18 protein-coding genes and 1 other RNA gene are annotated in these 23,257 nt (G+C 69.5%); 11 read left to right on the top strand and 8 right to left on the bottom strand.

The window, feature by feature from the left end; translation table 11 throughout:
* The first annotated feature begins 150 nt into the window (after nt 1-150).
* The 4 genes from OG870_RS18400 to OG870_RS18385 all read left to right on the top strand — a co-directional run bounded on the left by OG870_RS18400 (nt 151) and on the right by OG870_RS18385 (nt 5,367).
* On the top strand, nt 151-1,797 hold the full coding sequence (locus tag OG870_RS18400; RefSeq protein WP_266584105.1) for a serine/threonine-protein kinase: 1,647 nt from the start codon (nt 151-153) through the stop codon (nt 1,795-1,797).
* Between the two features lie 118 nt (nt 1,798-1,915).
* Nucleotides 1,916-3,154, top strand: a complete 1,239-nt coding sequence (locus tag OG870_RS18395) for a serine/threonine-protein kinase (RefSeq protein WP_266584107.1) — start codon at nt 1,916-1,918, stop codon at nt 3,152-3,154.
* Nucleotides 3,155-3,328: 174 nt separating this feature from the next.
* Nucleotides 3,329-4,435, top strand: coding sequence for a peptide chain release factor 2 (prfB, locus tag OG870_RS18390; protein WP_266584109.1), 1,107 nt, complete (start codon nt 3,329-3,331; stop codon nt 4,433-4,435).
* A 299-nt stretch (nt 4,436-4,734) separates the two neighbouring features.
* A complete protein-coding gene (locus tag OG870_RS18385; RefSeq protein WP_266584111.1) occupies nt 4,735-5,367 on the top strand; it encodes a hypothetical protein in 633 nt (210 codons plus the stop codon).
* A gap of 106 nt (nt 5,368-5,473) precedes the next feature.
* On the opposite strand, the gene OG870_RS18380 is transcribed toward OG870_RS18385, so the two are convergent.
* Nucleotides 5,474-5,665 (bottom strand): hypothetical protein, encoded by a 192-nt coding sequence (locus OG870_RS18380; protein ID WP_266515389.1) that lies wholly within the window; start codon nt 5,663-5,665, stop codon nt 5,474-5,476.
* Nucleotides 5,666-5,929: 264 nt separating this feature from the next.
* Between OG870_RS18380 and ftsE the strand changes: the two genes are divergently transcribed.
* From ftsE to OG870_RS18350, 6 genes are all read left to right on the top strand, one after another.
* The gene (ftsE, locus tag OG870_RS18375; RefSeq protein WP_266515387.1) at nt 5,930-6,619 is read left to right on the top strand and encodes a cell division ATP-binding protein FtsE; all 690 of its coding nucleotides are present in this window, start codon (nt 5,930-5,932) and stop codon (nt 6,617-6,619) included.
* A 36-nt stretch (nt 6,620-6,655) separates the two neighbouring features.
* Entirely contained in the window at nt 6,656-7,576 is a 921-nt protein-coding gene (gene ftsX, locus OG870_RS18370) for a permease-like cell division protein FtsX (protein WP_266515385.1), read from the top strand.
* 67 nt (nt 7,577-7,643) lie between these two features.
* A complete protein-coding gene (locus OG870_RS18365) occupies nt 7,644-8,825 on the top strand; it encodes a S41 family peptidase (protein WP_266584113.1) in 1,182 nt (393 codons plus the stop codon).
* Nucleotides 8,826-8,901: 76 nt separating this feature from the next.
* Nucleotides 8,902-9,444 carry an SsrA-binding protein SmpB gene (gene smpB, locus OG870_RS18360; RefSeq protein WP_266520312.1) on the top strand — a complete coding sequence of 181 codons (543 nt, stop codon included), beginning with the start codon at nt 8,902-8,904 and terminating at the stop codon, nt 9,442-9,444.
* Between the two features lie 110 nt (nt 9,445-9,554).
* Nucleotides 9,555-9,941, top strand: a transfer-messenger RNA (tmRNA) gene (gene ssrA / locus OG870_RS18355).
* Between the two features lie 478 nt (nt 9,942-10,419).
* Nucleotides 10,420-11,406: an extracellular catalytic domain type 1 short-chain-length polyhydroxyalkanoate depolymerase gene (locus OG870_RS18350; protein WP_266584115.1), complete on the top strand. Its 987-nt coding sequence runs from the start codon at nt 10,420-10,422 to the stop codon at nt 11,404-11,406.
* Here OG870_RS18350 and OG870_RS18345 read toward each other — a convergent pair.
* The 7 genes from OG870_RS18345 to OG870_RS18315 all read right to left on the bottom strand — a co-directional run bounded on the left by OG870_RS18345 (nt 11,393) and on the right by OG870_RS18315 (nt 22,188).
* Nucleotides 11,393-14,311: a glycoside hydrolase family 3 protein gene (locus OG870_RS18345; RefSeq protein ID WP_327691155.1), complete on the bottom strand. Its 2,919-nt coding sequence runs from the start codon at nt 14,309-14,311 to the stop codon at nt 11,393-11,395. The two genes, OG870_RS18350 and OG870_RS18345, sit on opposite strands and share 14 nt — an antisense overlap.
* Nucleotides 14,312-14,368: 57 nt before the next feature.
* Nucleotides 14,369-15,376, bottom strand: a complete 1,008-nt coding sequence (locus OG870_RS18340; RefSeq protein WP_266515374.1) for a LacI family DNA-binding transcriptional regulator — start codon at nt 15,374-15,376, stop codon at nt 14,369-14,371.
* Nucleotides 15,370-17,628, bottom strand: a complete 2,259-nt coding sequence (yicI, locus tag OG870_RS18335) for an alpha-xylosidase (protein WP_266584119.1) — start codon at nt 17,626-17,628, stop codon at nt 15,370-15,372. Before yicI ends, OG870_RS18340 begins: the two co-directional genes overlap by 7 nt.
* Before the next feature lie 10 nt (nt 17,629-17,638).
* Nucleotides 17,639-18,463, bottom strand: coding sequence for a carbohydrate ABC transporter permease (locus OG870_RS18330; RefSeq protein ID WP_266515369.1), 825 nt, complete (start codon nt 18,461-18,463; stop codon nt 17,639-17,641).
* Nucleotides 18,460-19,419 carry a carbohydrate ABC transporter permease gene (locus tag OG870_RS18325; RefSeq protein ID WP_327691153.1) on the bottom strand — a complete coding sequence of 320 codons (960 nt, stop codon included), beginning with the start codon at nt 19,417-19,419 and terminating at the stop codon, nt 18,460-18,462. Before OG870_RS18325 ends, OG870_RS18330 begins: the two co-directional genes overlap by 4 nt.
* On the bottom strand, nt 19,416-20,711 hold the full coding sequence (locus tag OG870_RS18320) for an ABC transporter substrate-binding protein (RefSeq protein ID WP_327691152.1): 1,296 nt from the start codon (nt 20,709-20,711) through the stop codon (nt 19,416-19,418). The genes OG870_RS18325 and OG870_RS18320 overlap by 4 nt, the downstream gene beginning before the upstream one ends.
* Nucleotides 20,712-20,841: 130 nt before the next feature.
* Nucleotides 20,842-22,188 carry an MFS transporter gene (locus tag OG870_RS18315; RefSeq protein ID WP_327691151.1) on the bottom strand — a complete coding sequence of 449 codons (1,347 nt, stop codon included), beginning with the start codon at nt 22,186-22,188 and terminating at the stop codon, nt 20,842-20,844.
* 96 nt (nt 22,189-22,284) lie between these two features.
* On the opposite strand from OG870_RS18315, the gene OG870_RS18310 reads away from it, so the two are divergent.
* Nucleotides 22,285-23,256: a LysR family transcriptional regulator gene (locus tag OG870_RS18310; RefSeq protein WP_327691150.1), complete on the top strand. Its 972-nt coding sequence runs from the start codon at nt 22,285-22,287 to the stop codon at nt 23,254-23,256.
* Nucleotide 23,257: the final 1 nt, after the last annotated feature.

The following is a 23,257-nucleotide window of genomic DNA, read 5'->3' as shown; positions in this document are numbered from 1 at the left end:
TCGGGCAACCGGGGAACCGAGTCGAGCGTCTTTCCTTCGAACATGTCCCGGGACGTGTACGTAAGACGCTGGGACGGCGACAGGTGGGTGCCGCGCACCGCGGCACTACAGTGGGTCGGAACGGTAAGCAAGCAGCAGGGAGCACATGACGTGCGGCCGGTAGGCAGCAAGTATCTGCTCGAGGAGCCGCTCGGTCGCGGCGCCACGGGCACCGTCTGGCGGGCCCGCCAGCGAGAGACCGCGGGGGCCGAGGCCGCCGTGGCCGGTCAGCCCGGCGAGACCGTCGCGATCAAGGTCCTCAAGGAGGAGCTCGCGAGCGATCCCGACATCGTGATGCGGTTCCTGCGCGAGCGCTCCGTCCTGCTGCGGCTGACCCACCCGAACATCGTCCGCGTCCGGGACCTGGTGGTCGAGGGTGATCTGCTGGCGCTCGTCATGGACCTCGTCGAGGGCCCGGATCTGCACCGCTACCTGCGCGAGAACGGCCCCTTCTCACCCGTCGGCGCCGCCCTGCTCACCGCCCAGATCGCCGACGCGCTCGCCGCCAGCCATGCCGACGGGGTCGTGCACCGCGACCTGAAGCCGGCCAACGTCCTGCTCAGGCAGAACGGCGGGCAGATGCACCCGATGCTGACCGACTTCGGCATCGCGCGCCTCGCCGACTCCCCGGGCCTGACACGGACGCACGAGTTCGTCGGCACGCCCGCGTACGTCGCGCCGGAGAGCGCCGAGGGCCGCCCGCAGACCTCCGCCGTCGACATCTACGGCGCCGGCATTCTGATGTACGAGCTGGTCACCGGCCGACCCCCCTTCGGCGGCGGCTCGGCCCTGGAAGTGCTGCACCAGCACCTGAGCGCCGAACCGCGCCGCCCCTCCACGGTCCCGGACCCGCTCTGGACGATCATCGAGCGCTGCCTGCGCAAGAACCCGGACGAGCGGCCGAGCGCCGAGAACCTCGCGAGCGGCCTGCGGGTCGTCGCCGAGGGCATCGGCGTGCACGCGAACTCCGCGCAGATCGCCGCCGCGGAGGCCGTGGGGGCCCTGCTGGTCCCCGACCCGACGCCCGCCGCCGTCCCCGGCTCGGCCGACCCCACGCAGGTGATGCAGCACGGCGCGGGTGCGTACGACCCGAACGCGGCGACCAGTTTCCTGCCCCACACCGGCTCACCGGGCCCGGCGGGCGCCGCCGACCCCACCGCCGTACTCCCCAGCACCGGGGCCGCCGACCCGACCGCCGTCATGCCCCCGGTGCCCCAGGGCCAGCCGGGGCCCGAGCAGCCGCACCCCTGGCAGAACCAGCTGCGCGCCGCCCGCGACCGCAACGAACAGACGCAGGTCCAGCAGTACCTCGACCCGAACGAGGACCCGCTGCGCCGCCGCCCCCAGCGGCAGGCCGCCCGCCCGCAGCAGCCCCCGCAACAGCAGCCCCAGCAGCGGCGACCCCAGCAGCGGCCGCCGCAGGGGTACGGCTACCCGCAGCAGCAACAGCCGCAGCAGTACGCCCCGCCGCAGCACCAGCAGCCCCAGCGGTACGCGCCTCCGCAGCAGCCGCAGCAGCCCGCGCGTGAGCCTCGGCAGCCTCGGCAGCGCAGCGCCAACCCGATGAAGATCCCCGGGCTGGGCTGTCTGAAGGGGTGCCTGTTCACGATCGTCATCCTGTTCGTCGCGGGCTGGCTGGTCTGGGAACTGAGCCCGCTGCAGGACTGGCTCCACACGACCAGGGGTTACTGGCAGCAGTTGACCCACATGTACAACACCGTGAGCGGGTGGATCGGGAAGCTGGGCTCCGCCAAATAAGCAGCGAGCTTGGTGATTTGTCGACACCTGGCGGGTGATTTCCGTCTCCGCAGTGAAGGTTGGCTCTCCGGACGCGTAGTTTTAGCGACTAACACGCGTCGGGTCGGTAGGAGCAGTCTTGGCACGGAAGATCGGCAGCCGGTACACCGCGCACCAGATCCTGGGGCGGGGCAGCGCCGGCACGGTGTGGCTGGGCGAGGGCCCCGAGGGGCCTGTCGCCATCAAGCTGCTGCGTGAGGATCTCGCCTCCGACCAGGAGCTGGTCGGGCGCTTCGTGCAGGAGCGCACGGCGCTGCTCGGCCTGGACCATCCGAACGTCGTCTCCGTACGCGACCTGGTGGTGGACGGCAACGACCTCGCTTTGGTCATGGACCTGGTCCGCGGCACCGACCTGCGCACCCGTCTGGACCGCGACCGGCGGCTCGCGCCCGCGGCGGCGGTGGCGATCGTGGCCGACATCGCCGACGGGCTCGCGGCCGCGCACGCGGCAGGGGTCGTGCACCGGGACGTGAAACCGGAGAACGTGCTGCTGGACATGCAGGGTCCGCTCGGTCCGGGCGGCTCGCACCCGGCGCTGCTGACCGACTTCGGTGTGGCCAAGCTCATCGACTCCCCGCGCCGCACCCGCGCGACGAAGATCATCGGTACACCGGACTACCTGGCCCCGGAGATCGTGGAGGGCCTGCCCCCGCGCGCGGCGGTGGACATCTACGCGCTCGCGACGGTCCTGTACGAGCTGCTGGCGGGCTTCACGCCGTTCGGCGGCGGGCACCCCGGCGCCGTGCTGCGACGGCACGTCACGGAGACCGTGGTGCCGCTGCCGGGCATCCCGGACGAGCTGTGGCAGCTGCTCGTGCAGTGCCTGGCCAAGGCGCCGGCCTCCCGGCTGCGGGCGTCGGAGCTGGGCACGCGGCTGCGGGAGCTGCTGCCGCTGGTCGCGGGGATGCCGCCGCTGGACGTGGACGAGCCGGACACGGAACCCGCCGAGGAGTCGCAGGCCGCGCCCGCGGACACGGCGGCGCCGACGCGTGAGCGGATACGGCGGGGCGCGGTGCCGCTGGTGCCGGGTGCGAAGCCGGCCGACTCCAACCGGGACACCCACACGTCGATGAGGGTGCCGGCACCCGACGAGCTGGCGGGCGGCGCGCGCGGGACGGCCCGGGCACCGCGGGCGGCGGGTGCGCCGCGGCCGGGGTCCGCACGGCACCGCGCGGTCACGCGCCGACGGCGACTGGCACTCGGCGCGGCCGCGGTGGCGCTGGTGGCGGCGGCCGGGGTGGGGACGTGGCTGGCGACGTCGGACGACGCGGGAGGGTCCCCCCAGGACACGAAGAACTCGGCCCCGGCGTCTCCGTAACCCATCCCCAGGGGCTCCGCCCCCGGACCGCCGCTCCTCAAACGCCGGAGGGGCTGATATTCAGCGGGGGCGGCAGTCCCCGGCCCGCGGCGCCCAAGACCCCGGCACAGCCCGGCGCAGCGGAACGGCAGCGGCCCGGCTCTGCCCGCTTGGCGGAGCCGTTACGCTGGAGGCGTGGCAGTCGTCGACGTATCCGAAGAGCTCAAGTCCCTCTCCTCGACCATGGAGTCGATCGAGGCCGTTCTGGACCTCGACAAGCTGAGGGCAGACATCGCCGTGCTCGAGGAGCAGGCGGCCGCGCCGTCCCTGTGGGACAACCCGGACGAGGCGCAGAAGATCACCAGCAAGCTGAGCCATCTGCAGGCCGAGGTCAGGAAGGCCGAGGCGCTGCGGGGGCGGATCGACGATCTCGCCGTGCTCTTCGAGATGGCCGAGGAGGAGGACGACCCGGACACCCGCGCCGAGGCCGAGTCCGAGCTCGTGTCCGTCAGGAAGGCGCTGGACGAGATGGAGGTCCGGACGCTGCTGAGCGGGGAGTACGACTCCCGGGAGGCCCTCGTCAACATCCGCGCCGAGGCCGGCGGCGTCGACGCCGCCGACTTCGCCGAGAAGCTGCAGCGGATGTACCTGCGCTGGGCGGAGCAGAAGGGCTACAAGACCGAGATCTACGAGACGTCGTACGCCGAGGAGGCCGGCATCAAGTCGACCACCTTCGCCGTGCAGGTGCCGTACGCCTACGGCACCCTCTCGGTCGAGCAGGGCACCCACCGGCTCGTGCGCATCTCGCCCTTCGACAACCAGGGACGCCGCCAGACCTCCTTCGCGGGCGTCGAGATCCTTCCCGTGGTCGAGCAGACCGACCACATCGAGATCGACGAGTCCGAGCTGCGCGTGGACGTGTACCGCTCCTCGGGCCCCGGCGGCCAGGGCGTGAACACCACCGACTCGGCGGTGCGGCTGACCCACCTCCCCACCGGCATCGTCGTCTCCTGTCAGAACGAGCGGTCGCAGATCCAGAACAAGGCGTCCGCGATGAACGTCCTCCAGGCCAAGCTGCTCGACCGGCGCCGGCAGGAGGAGCAGGCCAAGATGGACGCCCTGAAGGGCGACGGCGGCAACTCCTGGGGCAACCAGATGCGTTCGTACGTCCTGCACCCGTACCAGATGGTGAAGGACCTGCGCACCGAGTTCGAGGTCGGCAACCCCGAGGCCGTGTTCAACGGCGAGATCGACGGGTTCCTCGAGGCCGGAATTCGCTGGCGCAAGCAGCAGGAGAAGTAAGTTTGTCGACAAGGCAACTGTCGCCCGCCGGGCGGCAGTTGCCTTTTTCGTGCCCGCTTCCGCGCGCGATGTCTGGGTTTTACATCACACTCACACGCTTCAATGCCTGGCATAGAACCCGTAGTTGGACATTGCGCACGCAACGGCCTTGACGTTGCTTTGAAAAATGGGAAGGGTAAAGCGTGGCATGCGTATCTCTGGGGCGCATGTGAACCGGGGGCTTTCGCGTAGCTGACTCCGTCGATCACTGCCCCCGAGCGCCGCCCAACTGACGATGAGCTACTGGGGGTAGCAACCACATGACCAAGAAGACGCGCATCCGTGTCGCGCGGATCGCCGCCGGCGCCGTGATCGCCGCGGGTGCCTCGCTGACCGCTGCCGGTGCCGCTTCCGCGCTGGACATCGGCGTGAGCGTCGACGGCAGCGGTGTCGGTGTGAACGTGGACACCGGCCTCGGCGACGACCCGACGGACCCGCCCACCGGCCTCCCGACGGACCCGACGGATCCGCCCACCGGCCTGCCGACGGACCCGCCCACCGTCCCGACGGACCCGCCCACCACCGACGACCCCACCGGTCCGACCGAGCCCACGGGGGAGCCCACCGAGCCCACCGAGGACCCGACGGACCCGACCGGTCAGCCCACCGCCCCGGCCCCGAGCGACACCAGCGGCACCGGGCACAACGGCGGCGGCAACAACAACACCGACCCCGACGGCGGTTCCGGCACCTCCGCCCAGGAGGAGGGCTCCTCGGCCCTCACCGACACCGGTTCCGACACCTCGGCCCAGGGCAAGGGCGCCCAGCTCGCCGAGACCGGTGCGGGCCAGACGGCCTTCCTGATCATCGGCGCCGCCACCATGATCGCCGGTGGCATCGGCTTCCGCGCTCTGCCGCGCCTCGTGGGCGGCCGGGGCGGTGCGGCTGCCTGACGGTGGCCGCTCGCACACGGAACGTGTGTGACGACGTACGACGAGGGGCCCGGAGCGTGCATCGCTCCGGGCCCCTCGGGCGTCCTCGCTCCTGCTGTACCGCGCGCTACGCGGTCTGGTGCGCCAGTAGCGCCACCGCCGCGATCAGCACCGCCAGCAGTGCGATCAGCGTCATGGGGTTGACTCCCGCGAAGAAGTTCTCCTGCTGCAGCCGCTCGCGGTTCGCGCGGCACACGGGGCACCGGCCCTCGCTCACGGGCGCCGCGCAGTTCGCGCACACCAGCCGGTCGTACGTCATGCGCTCGCCCTCCTTGCACCGGTTCCACGTAGTGAACGCCCTCGGGGGCGAGAACGTTCCCCTCTCTACTGTGCCAGGTTCCCCCGGAGGGTGCGCGGGGGTCGCTCTCAAGGGGTACGTGGGGGTGGTCACGTGGCCGTGGACAGGTGGGCCGGGCACACACAAAACGCACATCCGGTACGCAACCCCAACCGCCGCCTGCGCCCGCCCACCCGACTCGCGTATGGTCACGCTCATCTACCCCCGGCGACCCGTGGTGCATCCGTGATCCGATTCGACAACGTCTCCAAGGTCTACCCCAAGCAGACCCGCCCCGCACTCAGGGATGTCTCCCTGGAAGTGGAGAAGGGCGAGTTCGTGTTCCTCGTGGGGTCCTCCGGCTCCGGAAAGTCCACCTTCCTGCGGCTGGTCCTCCGCGAGGAGCGGACCAGCCACGGTCAGGTGCACGTCCTGGGCAAGGACCTCGCGCGCCTCTCCAACTGGAAGGTGCCGCAGATGCGGCGCCAGTTGGGGACGGTGTTCCAGGACTTCCGGCTGCTGCCGAACAAGACGGTGGCGGAGAACGTCGCCTTCGCGCAGGAGGTCATCGGCAAGTCGCGCGGCGAGATCCGCAAGTCCGTTCCCCAGGTGCTCGACCTCGTCGGGCTGGGCGGGAAAGAGGACCGGATGCCCGGTGAGCTCTCCGGTGGTGAGCAGCAGCGTGTGGCCATCGCGCGCGCCTTCGTGAACCGGCCCAAACTGCTCATCGCCGACGAGCCCACCGGCAACCTCGACCCGCAGACCTCCGTCGGCATCATGAAGCTGCTCGACCGGATCAACAGGACGGGCACGACCGTGCTGATGGCGACGCACGACCAGAACATCGTGGACCAGATGCGCAAGCGCGTCATCGAGCTGGAGAAGGGCCGCCTCGTCCGCGACCAGGCACGCGGCGTCTACGGCTACCAGCACTGACCGCGACCGTCCACGGAAAGGCCTGAAGAAGACGCCATGCGCGCCCAGTTCGTACTCTCCGAGATCGGTGTCGGTCTCCGCCGCAACCTGACCATGACCTTCGCGGTCATCGTCTCCGTCGCCCTGTCGCTCGCCCTGTTCGGTGGTTCGCTCCTGATGAGCGACCAGGTCACCACGATGAAGGGCTACTGGTACGACAAGGTCAACGTCTCGATCTTCCTCTGCAACAAGAGCGACGCCACGTCCGATCCCCACTGCGCCAAGGGCGCGGTGACCGAGGACCAGAAGAAGGACATCCTCGGCGACCTGGACAAGATGACGTCGGTCGTCCAGAAGGTGACCTACGAGTCGCAGGACGCCGCTTACAAGCACTACAAGCAGCAGTTCGGCGACTCCCCGCTGGCCAGCTCCCTCACGCCGGACCAGATGCAGGAGTCGTACCGGATCAAGCTGAAGGACCCGGAGAAGTACCAGGTCGTCGCGACCGCCTTCGACGGGCGCGACGGCGTGCAGTCCGTGCAGGACCAGAAGGGGATCCTCGACAACCTCTTCGGGCTGCTGAACGGCATGAACTGGGCCGCCCGGGCCGTCATGGCGCTGATGCTCGTCGTCGCGCTGATGCTGATCGTCAACACCGTGCGCGTGTCCGCGTTCAGCCGCCGCCGGGAGACCGGGATCATGCGGCTGGTCGGCGCCTCCGGGTTCTACATCCAGGCGCCGTTCATCATGGAGGCGGCGGTCGCCGGGCTGATCGGCGGGACGGTCGCCTGTGGATTCCTGGTGGTCGCGCGGTACTTCATCATCGACCACGGCCTGGACCTGTCCCACAAGCTGAATCTGATCAACTTCATCGGCTGGGACGCCGTTCTGACCAAGCTGCCGCTCATCCTCGCCACCAGCCTGCTGATGCCCGCGCTGGCCGCGTTCTTCGCGTTGCGCAAGTACCTGAAGGTGTGACGCATGCCAAGAGGGCCGTACGGGCAACCAGCCGTACGGCCCTTCGCGTTGTCCTAGACTCACCGTCATGTCCGGCCGAGACCTGTTGTGCCAGCCCCGCCGTATCCGCCGCGGGGCCGCCCTGACATTGGTCTTCGCGAGCGTGCTCGTGGCCGGCGCGGCGACCGGCTCCTTTTCCGAGTCCGACCGGAAATCCGCGTCCGGCACGGCCCGTTCGGCCGTCCCCGCGGGGCATCACGAGGACGTGGCCAAGGCGGCCGAGGAAGCCATGGCCGACGGCAAGTCCCCCATGGAGGCCGCGGAACGCGCGGTCAGCCGCAGCGGCGACCGCTGGGGAGCCGTCTACTCCCAGGGTGACTACGAGGAGTTCGAGGAGGCCCTCGACGGCCAGTACACCGGCGTCGGCCTGTGGGCGCGACGCGAGCGGGACGGCCGTATCGAGGTGACCAAGGTGGCCGCCGGCTCGCCCGCGGCCGCCGCCGGGCTCCACCCGGGCGACCGGCTGCGCAGCGTCGACGGCGAGCGGGTCGACGGTCAGCCCGTCACCGAGGTCGTCTCCTTGCTGCGCGGTGACGCCACCGACGCGCCCGCCGGTACGGCGGTGCGGCTCGGCCTGCAGCGCGGCACGCGCGCGTGGACCGAGACCCTGCGCCGGGCCCTGCTGTCCACGGACTCGGTCACCGTCCGAAGGCTCGCCGACGGGGTCACGGTCATCAAGATCGCCGCGTTCACCAAGGGCTCCGGCGATGTCGTGGGCACCGCCGTGCGGCAGGCCCCGGCCGGCGCCGGCATCGTCCTCGACCTGCGCGGCAACTCCGGCGGCCTGGTCACCGAGGCCGTGACCACGGCCTCCGCCTTCCTCGACGGCGGTCTCGTCGCCACCTACGACGTCAACGGCGAACAGCAGGCCCTGCACGCCGATCCCGGCGCCGACACCACCAGACCTCTGGTCGCGCTCGTCGACGGCGGCACGATGAGCGCGGCCGAGCTCCTCACCGGCGCCCTGCAGGACCGCGGCCGTGCGGTCGTCGTGGGCTCGCGCACCTTCGGCAAGGGCTCCGTGCAGATGCCGAGCCGGCTGCCGGGCGGCTCCGTGGCCGAGCTGACCGTCGGGCACTACCGCACCCCGTCGGGCCGCAGCGTCGACGGCAGGGGCATCACGCCGGACCTGGACGTGGAGCAGGCCGACGGGCCGGGCGCCCTCCAGCGGGCCGAGACCGTGCTCAGCGGCCTGGGCGACGCGGACTGAGCGCTCCGCCGCCGATTAAGGGCTGGCCCCGACCCCCCTCCTTAGTGCGAAAATGGACGGCACTATGAGCAAGGGAATGTACGTACCGAAAGAGTCCCAGCCCAAGCAGGGCGGAACGGCCGCGAAGGCCAGGGACGGCGAGAAGGGCGGCAAGCGCAAGATCGTCGCCCAGAACAAGAAGGCCCGCCACGACTACGCGATCGTCGACACCTACGAGGCCGGCATCGTCCTCACCGGTACCGAGGTCAAGTCGCTGCGTGAGGGACGGACCTCGCTGACCGACGGCTTCGTCCAGATCGACCAAGGCGAGGCGTGGCTGCACAACGCCCACATCCCGGAGTACCACCAGGGCACCTGGACCAACCACTCCGTGCGCCGCAAGCGCAAGCTGCTCCTGCACCGCGAGGAGATCGACAAGCTGGAGTCCAAGTCCCAGGAGACGGGTCACACGATCGTGCCCCTCGCCCTGTACTTCAGCAACGGCCGCGCGAAGGCCGAGATCGCCCTCGCACGAGGCAAGAAGGAGTACGACAAGCGCCAGACCCTGCGCGAGCAGCAGGACCGGCGGGAGTCGGACCGGGCGATCGCGGCGGCGAAGCGGAAGCAGCGGGGCCAGTAGCCCGGCCGGCCGGGAATACGGTGGCATCGTCGCTCGTTGTTCACGTACGATGGCACTGCACCTCACAGCGGGTGCACCCCCCTCTTCGGAGGGATTTGAAAAAATAACATGGGGATGATCGGTTTCGACAGCGGCTGTTGAAGCAGGGGAAGCGTGTCGAGGAAGCGGCAATGATCTCGTTAACCATATGTCGCAACCAATAATCGCCAATTCCAAGAGCGATTCCCGCGCCTTCGCCCTCGCTGCCTAATAAGCAGTGAGTGAAGGCCCTAACGGGTGTCAGCCCGGGGGTGTTCCCGACCCGGACCCTGGCATAATCTAGGGGACTAAACCATCGAGCCCGGTCACGGGGTTCGATGGGAAATCAAACAGTGACTGGGCCCGTCGGCGACTTGTTCGCGTGATCGCCGGGGCCGAGAAAATCACAGCGAACTGCACACGGAGAAGCCCTGATTCTGCACCGTTGGACGCGGGTTCGATTCCCGCCATCTCCACTCATCCCATGTGGGCAAGGCCCCGTCGCTGCGAGCGGCGGGGCCTTTGCCGTGTGCGGTGTCAAGCCTTCCGGTGGTGAAGCGATACCGAAGCGGACGACGTGGGGCAGGAGCTTTCGGCCGCGAAACTGGGAGAAGCAGGGAGCGTGGTACTTGTCCTTGGCGTTGAAGAACGCCATCAGCGGACCGGTGTCGAGGGTCGTGGTGATCACTCGCTGGTGCTCCCCGGCCGCTCCGTACGGGCACGGATGTAGTCGTCATGGTTCTCGGCGTAGTCGGCCGATCCTGCCGGACAGCGCGGGGAAGCTGTCGCGGAGGAGATTGCCCTCCTCGTCCTCTGGCGCGGCCTCCCGGTTAGGAGCGAATGCCCCGTCGCCTTCGAGCGGCGGGGCTTCTGTCCAGTGGGCCACACGGGCGCGCTGCGGGATGTGGTGTCCGGCGACATGTCCGGGAGTCGTTCACGCTTCTACGGTCCCTCCCCATGACACAGACCAGAGCCGCACGCCACCGCACAGTCCTCGCGACCCTCCTGATCGCCCTGATCGCCGCCGTGCTCACCCCGGCCCGGGCGGAGGCCGCCTCCCTCCAGGAAGTCACCGGCTTCGGCTCCAACCCCGGTGCCCTGCGCATGTTCCGCTACGTCCCCGACGGGCTGCCTGCCGGGCGCCCCGTCGTCGTCGCCCTGCACGGCTGCACGCAGGACGCGTCCGGCTACGGCACCGGCAGCGGCTGGCTCCAGCTCGCCGACCGGTGGGGATTCTCCGTCGTGCTGCCGCAGCAGCAGAGCGCCAACAACGCCTCGAACTGCTTCGACTGGTTCCAGAGCGGGGACATCGAGCGGGGGCAGGGCGAGGCCGCGAGCGTCGCGCAGATGGTGGACCGGCAGCTCGCCGACGTCGGCGGCGACACCTCGCGCGTGTACGTCACCGGGCTGTCCGCCGGCGGTGGCATGACCGCCGTGATGATGGCGGACTACCCGGAGAAGTTCGCCGCGGGCGGGATCGTCGCCGGGCTGCCGTACGGGTGCGCGCAGGCCGCCGGGTCGCCGTATGTGTGCATGTACGTCGGTGCCACGCAGACGGCGAAACAGTGGGGCGACCGGGTGCGTGCCGCCCGGCCCGGGTACGGCGGCCCCTGGCCCACGCTCACCGTCTTCCAGGGAACGGCCGACTACACGGTCAAGCCCGTCAACATGACCGACCTGATGAAGCAGTGGACCGATGTGCACGGCGCCGACCAGGCCGCGGACGTCAGCGACACCGTCTCCGGCTATCCCCACCAGGTCTTCCGCGATCCCGCCGGGAAGGCCGTCGTGGAGACTTACAGCATCACCGGCATGGGGCATGGGCAGCCTGTCGACCCCGGCAGCGGCACCGCGCAGTGCGGTGCCGCCGGGGCCTACCTCCTCGATGTGAACCTGTGCGCCGCCTACCGGCTCGGGCTCGCCTGGGGGCTCAGCGCAGGGTGAACGTCGACAGGCGTACGCCCTTGCTCAGGACCAGGTAGACGTCCGTACGGCCCTTCGCCGCGCCCGACAGCTTCGCGGTCACCGTCGCGTAGTCGTACGGCGACGACGTGCCCGCGAAGTGCGCGGTGCCGACGACGGTGCCGGTCGGTGAGCCGAGGCGCACCTCGACCGTGCCGGACGACGTCCCGGCGACGCGTGCACCGAACTCGCCTGCATCTGCTGCCAGTTGGGTGTCCGCGAACTTCAGCCACGCCCCGTCCGAGGCCGCCGACACCGCCGTACCGCTCGCCTTGGACTCGTCGACGAGGTGGACGGCCGAGTAGTCGTCGAAGTTCTCGGCGCGGGTGACCTTCGACAGGTTCCGCGGCGGGATTGTCTCGCCCTTCACCTGCCAGGCCGTCCGGGCACGGATGTCGGAGGATGACGAGCCCACCAGGACGTCGTAAGTGCCGCTTTCCACCACCCACTTGGAGCGGGTGACGTCCCAGTGCGCGAGGTCCGACGGCCTTACCTTCAGCCGGACCGTCCTCGTCTCACCCGGCTTCAGCGACACCCGCTGGAAGGACTTGAGCTGCTTGAGCGGCTGTTTGTCGCGGGAGGTGCGCTGGTGGGTGTAGAGCTGGACGACCTCCGCGCCCGCCCGGCCGCCGGTGTTGGTGACCGCGACCTCGTAGCCGTCTCCGACCCGCTTCAACTCGCCGTAGCGGAAGGAGGTGTACGACAGTCCGTAGCCGAAGGGATAGAGCGCCTGCCCCTTGAAGTACTGGTACGTGCGGTCCGACTTGATGATGTCGTAGTCGAGGATCGGCGGGAGGTCCGAGTCCGACCGGTACCAGGTCTGGGTGAGGCGGCCCGACGGGTTGGCGTCGCCGTAGAGGAGATCGGCGAGGGCGTTGCCCGTCTCCTGGCCCGCGTGGGTGGTCCACAGCAGGGCGGGGGCATCCTTCTGCAACGACCCCAGCGTGGTCGGGTAGCTGTTCTCGACGATCACGACCGTGTGCGGGTTGGCCGCCCGCACCGCCTTGACCAGGGTCTCCTGTGAGGGTGCCAGGGCCAGGTCCGTGCGGTCGTGGGCCTCGCGGCCGTTGATCGACGGGTCGGAGCCGACCACGACGACCGCCTGGTCCTTGCCCTTGACCGCGGCGACCGCCTCGTCGACACCGCTGCGGACCACGTCCTTCGTGTAGTGGGCCGCCTGGTCCTTGGCGACCAGGCCGAGGGTGCCGTCCGTGCCGGTCGGGCCCAGGTAGACCGGGTTCGACCACCAGGACTCGGAGGTCTCGTAGCCGGCGTAGCGGAGCAGGTACGTGCCGTCGTCCTGGCGCTCCAGCTTGAACTGCTGCTGTACGTACCAGCCGTTCGGCTGTGTCTGGTCGTTGACGAAGTTCGACCAGTTGTAGCCGACATACTTGCCGTTCGCCGCTGAGCGCAGGGTCACGACGCCGGAGCCCCAGTCGAACACGTCGAACTGGGCGTCCGTACCGGAATCCGCCGTCTCCTTCAGGGGCGCGCCCGCCTCGCCCGTCCCCGCCGTCACGTACTTGCCGGTCGCCGTGTCCTTCAGCGCGATCCGGTCCACGCCCTCGGTGCTCGCGACCGAGGTGCCGAGCTTCGACTCGATGCCGTCCTTCGGGGTGACGGCGTAGGGGAGGGTGCCGGAGTACCAGTCGGTGTAGAGGGTGTCGGCGAGCGGGCCGACGACGGCGGCACTGCCCGTCTTCTTCAGCGGCAGCGACCCGTCGTTCTTCAAGAGGACCGCCGACTCGGTGGCCGCCTTGCGGGCCAGGGCACGGTGGGCGGGGCTGTCGATGACGGAGGCGTCGATGGAGCCGTACTTGCCCCCGCCGGGGTCGAACTCGCCGAGGCGGACGCGGATGCTCAGCACATGCCCCGCGGCCTTGTCGACGTCCGACTCCTTCAACAGGCCGGTGGACAGCGCCGACTTGACCGCCGTGGTCGTCGGGCCGGAGTCCGCGTCGTTGTCGGTGAAGCTGTCGACGCCCGCCTTGAGCGCGGCCGCGTCGGCCTCGGACTGGGTGCCGTAGTAGGCCTGGCTGCCGACCAGGTTGCCGGGCGCCGCGGCGTCCGTGACGTTCAGCAGGTCCTTCGAGGTCCAGCCGCGGACGGTGTCGTCGAGGGCCGGATCCACCGTGTTCGGGCGGCCGTTGACCAGGTTGTACGAGGTCATCACGCCCGTCGCCGCGTCGGCCGCGATCGCGGGCCTGAAGGCCTGCTCGTCGTACTCCTTCAGTACGCGCGGGCGCAGTTCGGAGCTCGTGGTGTCGCGGTGCACCTCGTTGTTGTTGGCGAGGAAGTGCTTCACTGTCGGGGCCGTCTTGAGGTGGTCCGGGTCGCCTCCCGTCAGACCCGTGCCGTACGCCGTCGAGATCGCGCCGGTCAGGTACGGGTCCTCGGAGTAGCCCTCCTCGTTGCGGCCCCAGCGGGGGTCGCGCAGCAGGTTGACCACGGGGGCCCACAGGTTCAGGCCCCAGCCGGCCGGGCGCTGCTGCTGGAAGCCGCGTGCCTCGTCGCCGACCGCCGAGCCGACCTGGCGGAGCAGGGACGGGTCCCAGGTGGAGGCAAGGCCGACGGCCTGCGGAAACACGGTCGTCTTGCCGAGCCAGGCCACGCCGTGCAGGGCCTCGGTGCCGGTGCGGAAGGACTGGATGCCCAGGCGGGGGATCGCGGGCTCGTACTGGTGGAGGAGGGAGATCTTCTCGTCGAGGGTCAGCCTGTTCAGCAGGTCGTCGACGCGTTGTGAGACGGGGAGGTCCGGATTGCGGAAGGGGTAGGCCGGGTCGGCGGCGTGGGCGGGGACGGTGGCGCCGAGGCCCGCGATCAGGGCCAGAGCCAAGACGTAGGGGGTTCTGCGTCTTGTGAGCGGGGGTATCTTGCTGCCTTTCATGTGACGGCTCCTTCACGTAGGGCCTTGCACAAACAGGGCCTTGCACACGGGAGTTGTTCAGGCGTTGCGCGGCGCGGTGCTCGCTCGCTCCGTCAGCCGCGGCGGGAGCAGCGTGGCCTCGGGTACGGCGCTGCCGCCCAGCTTCTTCATCAGGAGCTCCACCGCTCGCTCGCCCACCTCGGCGGACGGCACGGCGACGGAGGTGACGGGGACACGGACGGACTCGGCGAGTTCGTCGGGGCAGATGGCGGTGACGGAGAGGTCGCCGGGGACGCGCAGGCCAAGCTGCTCGAAGGCCTCGATCAGCGGTTCGAGGAGCGGCTCGTTGTGGACGACCACTCCCGTCAACGCCGGGTGTTCGCACAGGAGTTGCTCGGCCACCAGGCGGGCGGCCGCGGGCGAGGCCTCGCAGGGGTACACGGAGGAGGAGAGCCTGCTGCGGTCGGCGGCGGCCGTGAAGCCCTGGACCACCCGCTGGGCGAACGCGGTCTGCCGCACGTACACCTCCGGCGGCGAACCGACCAGCGCCACCACCCGGTGCCCGAGCCGCGCCAGATGCTCCACGCATGCCTCACCGGCCGCCTTGAAGTCGAGGTCGATGCAGGTCAGGCCCTCGGAGTCGGCCGGGAAACCGATCAGCACGGACGGCCGTTCCAGCGAGCGCAGCAACGGCAGGCGCGGCTCCCGGAGTTGCACGTCCATCACGATCAGCGCGTCCACCAGCGCCGTGTCCGCCACCCGCCGCAGCCCGTCCTCGCCCTCCTCCTGCGTCAGCAGCAGTACGTCGTGGTCGTGCTTGCGGGCCGTCGTCACCACCGACATCGCGAACTGCATCACCACCGGGACGTGGATGCCCGCCCGTAAGGGGATCACGAGCGCCAGGACGTTCGACCGGCTGCTGGCCAGGGCGCGGGCGCCCGCGTGCGGCCGGTAGCCCAGCTCGCGGATGGCCTCCTCGACCCGCTGCCGGGTCTCCTCGGAGATCGGGCGCTTGCCGCTGAGCGCGTAGGAGACGGTGCTGGGGGAGACACCGGCGTGCCGCGCCACATCGGTGATCTTCACCATCGGTCCGGCTCCAGGGAGAGGAATCCGGTACCCGCCTGCGCCCGCGCCGTCCGCTCCCCGACCGCCAGACCCCACTCCGCCACCGGCTCACTGCACGAGGCCCGTAGCGTGTCCCCTTCGCGTACGACGGTGAAGGTCACGTCCCCCACCGGCACCGTCACCTGCGCGCCCCGCTCCAGGCCGTACGCCCGCAGGGTGACCCCGTCGGCATGGTCGTAGTCCGGCCGGTCGGCCACCGAACCCACCGGGATCACCGTCCCCGGCCGTACCAGCAGGGGCACGCTCAGGAAGCCGTGCCGCTCGCGCACCCAGCGCGGCCCGGTCACCGTCTGCCCGCTCAGGAAGTGCGTCCAGGTGCCCTCGGGCACGTAGTAGGACACATCCCCTTCGTCGCCGAACACCGGGGCGACCAGCAGATCCGGCCCGAGCATGTACTGCCGCTCAAGATGTGCGCATCCCGGATCGTCCGGGAACTCCAGCACCATCGCCCGCATCATCGGCACGCCCTCGGCGTGGGCGGTGCGTGCGGCCTCGTAGAGGTAGGGCATCAGCTGCAGTTTCAGTCGGGTGAACTGCCGCAGCACGTCGACGGATTCCTCGTCGAACAGCCACGGGACGCGGTAGGAGGAGCTGCCGTGCAGGCGGCTGTGGGAGGAGAGGAGCCCGAAGGCCAGCCAGCGCTTGAACAGCGCCGGTGTCGGGGTTCCCTCGAAGCCGCCGATGTCGTGGCTCCAGTAGCCGAAGCCGGACAGGCCCAGCGAGAGTCCGCCGCGCAGCGACTCGGCCATCGACTCGTAGGTCGCCTCGCAGTCGCCGCCCCAGTGCACCGGGAACTTCTGGCTCCCGGTCGTCGCCGAGCGTGCGAAGAGCACGGCCTCACCCTCGCCGCGGTGCTTGCGCAGCACGTCGAAGACGGTGCGGTTGTAGAGGTACGTGTAGTAGTTGTGCATCCGCTCCGGGTCGGAGCCGTCGGACCACGCCACGTCGACCGGCACCCGCTCGCCGAAGTCGGTCTTGAAGCAGTCGACGCCCTGCGCGAGCAGCGCCTCCAGCTTCGAGGCGTACCAGTCGCGGGCGCCAGGACTGGTGAAGTCGACCAGCGCCATGCCCGGCTGCCACATGTCCCACTGCCAGACACTGCCGTCCGGCCGCTTCAGCAGATGACCGAGCGCCTTGCCCTCCGCGAACAGGGGCGAGCGCTGCGCGATGTACGGGTTGATCCAGACGCAGACGTGCAGTCCGCGTTCCTTGAGCCGCGTCAGCATGCCCTCCGGGTCGGGGAAGACCCGAGGGTCCCACCGGAAGTCGCACCAGTTGAACTCGCGCATCCAGAAGCAGTCGAAGTGGAAGACGGAGAGCGGCAGTTCGCGTTCCCGCATGCCCTCGATGAAGGACGTCACCGTCTCCTCGTCGTACGACGTCGTGAAGGACGTCGACAGCCACAGGCCGAAGGACCAGGCGGGGGGAAGCGCCGGGCGGCCGGTGAGGGCCGTGTACTTGCGGAGGATCTCCTTGGGGCTCGGGCCGTAGATGACGTAGTACGTCAACTCCTGTGTTTCCGCGCTGAACTGGACCCGGGACACCGCCTCCGAGCCGACCTCGAAGGACACCTTGCCCGGGTGGTCGACGAAGACGCCGTAACCCGCGTCGGTCAGATAGAACGGGACGTTCTTGTAGGCCTGTTCGGTGGCCGTGCCGCCGTCGGCGTTCCAGATGTCGACGACCTGGCCGTTCTTGACCAGCGGGCCGAAGCGCTCGCCGAGGCCGTAGACGGAGTGGCCGACCCCTAGGCCCAGCTGCTCCCGCAGGTAGTGCGCCCCCTCCGCGTTGCGCAGGATGCCCATGCCCTTGGGGCCGCTGGAGGTGAGGATGCGGCCGTCCGCGAGGAAGTCGACGTGCCAGGAGCCGGTGCGGGCCACCCGGACCGACAGGGCGCCGGAGGTGAGGGTCGCGTGCTCGTCGTCGTACCCCACCTGGGGGGTGAACTCCTCGGCGGCGAGGTCGAATTCGGGGCCGCGCGGCTGCTCGCCCTCGAAGTGGGTGAAGGTGAGGCCGATGACGTCGGGCATCGGGGTGTGCGCGCTGATCGTCACGACCGGTCCCTTCAGCAGGTCGCCGCGGTGGCGGATGGGCCGGGTCGGCGCATGGATGTCCAGTGAGCCTCCCCCAGTGGCGGTGACGTCGAGGACCTCGACGGGGTGGGCCGCGGTGACGCCCTCGCGCAGCAGCCAGTAACCATCGGTGAACTTCACGTGGGGGTCCTTACTTCACGGCACCCACGGCGATGCCGCGGGTGAGGGTCCGTTGGAAGACGAGGAAGAACACGATCGCCGGGAGCACGCCGAGCAGGGCCGCCGCGTTGGTCATCGTGGCGTCCATCAGGCGCTGGCCCTGGAGGACGCCGAGGGCCACCGACACCGTCTGGTTGTCGTTGGAGATCAGCATGACCAGGGGGAGCAGGAACTCGTTCCAGGTCCAGATGAAGAAGAAGACCAGGAGCACGCCGATGGTCGGGCGGCTGACCGGGACGACGATCCGCCACAGCACCTGCCACTTGTTCGCGCCGTCGATACGGGCCGCCTCGATGATCTCGCGCGGGAACTGGCCCAGGACGGAGGAGAGCAGGTAGGTGCCGAAGGCCGCCTGGATCACCGTGAAGACGATGATCACGCTCAGCCTGGTGTCGTACAGGCCGGCCTGCTTGCTCAGGTAGTAGACCGGGTAGACCAGCGTCTCCTGCGGCAGCATGTTGGCGAGGACGAAGAAGGCCAGGACCCAGGTGCGGCCCTTGATCCGGCCTATCCCGATCGCGTACGCGTTGAGGACGGACAGGATCGCCGCGAGCACCGCCACCGAGCCGCTGATCAGCACCGAGTTGAACAGCTTCTGGCCGTAGTCGACCCGCTGCCAGAAGTCCTTGAGGCCGTCGAGGTAGAAGCCCTTCGGGAGGCTGAGCGGGCCGTTCTGGGAGTACTCGGCCGGCGACTTGACGGCGTTGACCGCGACGATCAGGAACGGGACGACCATGAACAGGGCGGCGATGCACAGGGCGATCAGCACCGGGTAGCGGCGCAGGGCGGTCGTCATGTGCGGTCCCCTTCCTCCGCGCGGGTCTGGAGTTTCAGGAAGACGACGGAGAGCGCCAGGATGATCACCGTGAGGAGCGTGGAGATCGCGGCGCCGTAGCCGACCTGGGTCTTCTCGAAGAAGGTGGAGAACGAGAAGTAGGAGGGGACGTCGGTCGCGCCGCCCGGGCCGCCCTTGGTCAGCACGTACACCGCGCCGAACACCTTGAGCGCGGCGATCGTGCACCAGGTCAGGACGACGTAGATCTCCGGGCGGATCTGCGGCAGCGTGATGTGCCAGAAACGGCGCCACCAGCCGGCGCCGTCCAGCTCGGCCGCCTCGTACAGCTGCGGGTCGACGCGTTGCAGTCCCGCCATGAAGACGACCAGCGGGAAGCCGATCTGGACCCAGACCATCACGCCCATCACGCTGTACAGCGCGATGTCGGGGTCGCCGAGCCAGTCCTGCTGCCAGGAGCTCAGCCCGATCGCCTTCAGCAGTTCGTTGAGGGAGCCGTTGTCGGGGGCGAGGATCCAGCTCCAGACGATGCCGGCGACCGCGATCGGCAGCACCTGCGGGAGGTAGAAGCAGGCGCGGAGGATCGCGGCCCACCTCGATCCGAAGTGCTTGCCGATGTAGTCGAACAGCGCCGCCGCCAGGACGAGACCGGTCATCGTCGGTACGGCCGCCATCGCGACGACCATGAACAGGCTGTGCCGGAACGACGCCCAGAACTCCGAATCGTCCATCAGCTCCCGGTAGTTGGCGAGGCCGGTCCACTTGGGGCTGCCGATGCCCTGCCAGTCCGTGAAGCTCACGCCCGTGTTCATCAGGAACGGGACGACGATGATCGCCGTGAAGGCCAGGATGCCGGGGAGCAGGAACAGGGCGTACGAGTCGCGGGTACGGGGGCGGCGCGGGCCGGTCTGTCGGCGCTTGCCGACGGCCCGCGCATCCCGTTCGACGGTCACCGTCATTTCGTCGGTGCGCCCTTGTCGTAGGCCTGCTGCAGTGCGCTGAGGTAGGAGTCCGGTTTCTCGCTGCCCGTCATCAGCTTCTGCGTCTCGGAGACGAGGACGTCGTAGAAGCCGTTCACCGGCCAGTCCGGGTAGAAGGCCAGGCCGTCACGCCCGCTGAGGGTGTTGAAGTTGGTGATGAGCTGCTTGGACTTCGGGTCCGTGATGGCGGAGGTGTCGGCCGCGACCGGGATGCCGCCCTTGTTGCCCAGCAGGTTCTGGATCTTCTTCGACATGGTGATGTCGATGAAGTCGTAGGCCAGGTCCTTGTTCTTGGCGTTCTTGGGGACCACCCAGATGTTGCCGCCGGAGCCCAGTGACATGGTCGAGCCGGGCCACAGGGTGGTGTCCCAGTCGAACTTGGCCTCCGTCTGGAAGCGGCCGTACCACCAGCTGCCGGAGAACAGGATCGGTGCCTTGCCCTGGATCCAGGAGACACCCGCGTCCTCGGCCTTGGTGCTGGTGGACTTCTTGCTGATGTAGCCCTTCTTCACCCAGTCGGCGAAGGTGTTCGCCGCGTAGGTCCAGGCCGCGTCGTGGAAGTCCGTCTTGCCCTTGTACAGCTCGTACTTGTCGACCCAGGAGCGGTCGGCCTTGGAGAGGGCCAGCTGGTAGAGGTACTGCTGGGCCATGTACTCGGCGCCCGCGTTGGCGAGCGGGGTGACGCCCTTGGCGACGAACTCGTCCATGGCGGCGGTCAGTTCGTCGAACGTCTTCGGCTCGGTGATCCCGTACTTCTTGAAGAGGGCCTTGTTGTAGAAGACCATCGTGTACTCGGCGTAGTTGGGTACGCCGAACCACTTGCCGGAGCCCATGACCCCGCTCGTGTCGTACATGCTGGTCGTGCGGACGCCCGCGCTGAGTTTCTTGTCCCAGCCGCGCTTGGTGGCCTCGGCGGTCAGATCGGTCAGCAGGCCCTGTTTCGCGAGCGCGCCCGCGGTGGCGTTGCCCTTGTTGTACTCCATGAGGTCGGGCGCGTCCGAGGAGTTGAGGATCATGGGCGCCGTCTTCTGGATCTGTTCGAAGCCCTTCTCCTCGAACTTCACCTTGATCCCCGGATGTTTCGCCTCGAACTCCTTGATCGCCTCGTTCCAGGCCACGCCCATCGCGCTGTCGGGGCCCTCGTAGTGCCAGAGCTTGAGCGTCTTGGCGTCGGAGGACCCGCCGTCCGAGCCGCCGCAAGCGGTGAGCAGCAGCGATCCGCCGAGGAGCGCGGCCATGGCCGTCATCACACGCCTTCGTGCCGTCAACATCCCGTGCCTCCAGGAGAGCCGATGGGTGGGTATCGGGGCGTCACGCGGCGAACGCTGTGCCGTCGAATCGATTCGATGCGTGACGTCGAAGCGCTTCGACGGGCGAAGGTATGTGAGGGTCGTGGGCGCGTCAATGCATCGGACGGGAATTCGGGCGGGAATGCGGACGGTGACTGCTGTTCGGGTCCGTGAGCATCTGGTGTGCGAGCGCGATCGTCAGCGCCACGGCCGCCGCTGTCACCGGCACCCCGAAGCCGGCCGTCGGGGACAGATGGTCCACCATCCAGCCGCCGGTCGCGGAGCCGCAGGCGATCCCGCCGAGCAGGCCGGTCACCGCGAGGGTCATGCCCTCGTTGAGGCGGCCCTCGGGGGTGCGCTGCTGCACCAGCGTCATGGTCGTGACCATGGTCGGGGCGGTCGCCATGCCCGCGACCAGCAGCGCGCCGGCCATCAGCAGGAGCGAGCCGGTGAGGAAGGCGGCGATGAGGGGGAGGGCCAACAGCGTCGTCATGGCGGCGATGCACCACGGCAGGCGGGCGGACGCGGGGCCGGTGAGTCGCAGCGCCCCATAGAGCAGACCCGCCACGCACGAACCTGCCGCCTGCAGCGCGAGGACGACGCCCGCCGCCGAACGGTGTCCCTGTGCGTCCGCGAACGCGATCGTGACGACCTCCATGGCGCCGAACACCGCGCCCATCGCCAGGCAGACGGCGAGCAGCGGGAGCATTCCGGGCGTACGCAGCGGGGACTTGGCCCGGGCGCCCCCCAGCACCGGCGGTTCGGTCGAGCGCTGCGCGGCGAACAGCAGCATGCCGGTCAGCAGCAGCACCGCCCCGACCAGCGTGCCCGCCTCCGGGAAGAACGTCCCGCACAGGAAGGCCGCGAGCACCGGGCCCAGCATGAAGCACAGCTCGTCGGCGGCCTGCTCGAAGGAGTTCGCGGTGTGCAGCGCGCCGTCGTCGCCTTTGAGCAGGTGGGCCCAGCGGGCGCGGGACATGCCGCCGGTGTTCGGGGTCGTCGCGGTGGCGGCGTACGAGGCGAAGAGGGTCCAGGCGGGGGCGTCGAAGTGCACGCACAGCAGCAGGGCGAGGGAGCCGAGGGCCGCGATCACCGTGGCGGGTACCGCGATCCGGGCCTGCCCGTACCGGTCGACGAGCCGCGCGGTCCACGGCGCCACTGCCGCCGTCGCCGCGAGGCCGGTCGCGGTGACGGCACCGGCGAGGGCGTACGAGCCATGCGCACCGGCGATCATCACGACCGCGCTCACGCTGAACATGCCCATGGGGAGGCGGGCCAGCAGATTCCCGAGGGTGAAGGCGCGGGAGCCGGGGGTGGCGAAGAGGCGGCGGTAGGGGCCGGGCGGGCGGGGGCGGTTGCCGGTAGGGGAGTTGAAGGTACGGGGGGTGAAGTCGACGGCGACGAGGGTGTCGGCCGTGACGGTGAGCAGCGGGGCTTTCCTGGGGGTCGGTTGGGGCATGTGCACCACCGTCGCCCGTACCCGATCAAGGGGTCCAACACCTTCTCCGTACCGATTCACGCACCTGTGTTGTAAGTCCTGTTGTAGGTTCGCCGGATGCCCGCGCCCGGCCATCTCGCCCCCCGCCTTCTGCGTGCCTTCCTCACCGTCGCCGAGGAACTGCACTTCACCCGCGCCGCCGCCAGGCTCTACGTCGCCCAGCAGGCGCTCAGCCGGGATGTGCGGCGGCTGGAGCGAGAACTCGGCGTCGACCTGTTCGTGCGATCGACCCGGCAGGTCACGCTGACGGCCGACGGCGAGCGGCTGCTGCCGTACGCGCGCCGGGTGCTGGAGGCGCAGGATGCGCTGCTTGCCGCCTTCGGGCAGGCCCGGCCCCTGCTGGTCGACCTCAACTTCCCGGACCAGGTCACCGCGCGCCGCGTCCTGCACCGGGCCCGTGAACTCGCCCCGGAGCACGAGCTGATGGCCCGCTACGAGAGCGGCCTGACGGGCGCCGCCGGTGAGTTGCTCGCGGGGCGGCTGGACGCCTCGTTCGGGCGGTTCGCGGGGTTGGACCCGGTGCTGCGGGCCCGCCTTGAGCACCAGCCCGTGCGGTATGAGCCGATGGCGGTCGTGCTGCCCGAGGACCACCGGCTGGCGTCCCTGGAGGCGGTGCCGCTCGCCGCGCTGAAGGGGGAGACGGTGTACGCGGGCGCCGGAAATCCGCGTACGCCGGAATGGACCGATCTCGCACGTCGCTTGTTCGACGGCCGTGGCATCGAAATCGCACAGCCCGTTCCGCTGGCCGTCGGGGACGAGGAGTTCCAAAGGCTCATGGCCAAGATGCGGAACCCGATTCTCGCCGTCGTGGATTTTCCGGCCATGCCTGGCAGGGTGCTGCGTCCCTTGATCGATCCCGTTCCTTTGTCGCCGGTGTCACTTGTGTGGCGGAAGGGTCTGGTCCACCCCGGATTCGGTGCGCTTCGACGGGCTGCGGTCGAACTGTCTGTCGAGGAGCGGTGGCTTCGAGTGCCCTCCAACGGATGGATTCCAGCCATCGATTCGGAGATCATCCAGGGTCACAACTGAC

Origin of the sequence: Streptomyces sp. NBC_00461 (genome assembly GCF_036013935.1) — a bacterium.
In the GTDB taxonomy this organism is placed as follows: Bacteria; Actinomycetota; Actinomycetes; order Streptomycetales; family Streptomycetaceae; genus Streptomyces.
This window is presented reverse-complemented; position numbering and strand designations above follow the sequence as displayed.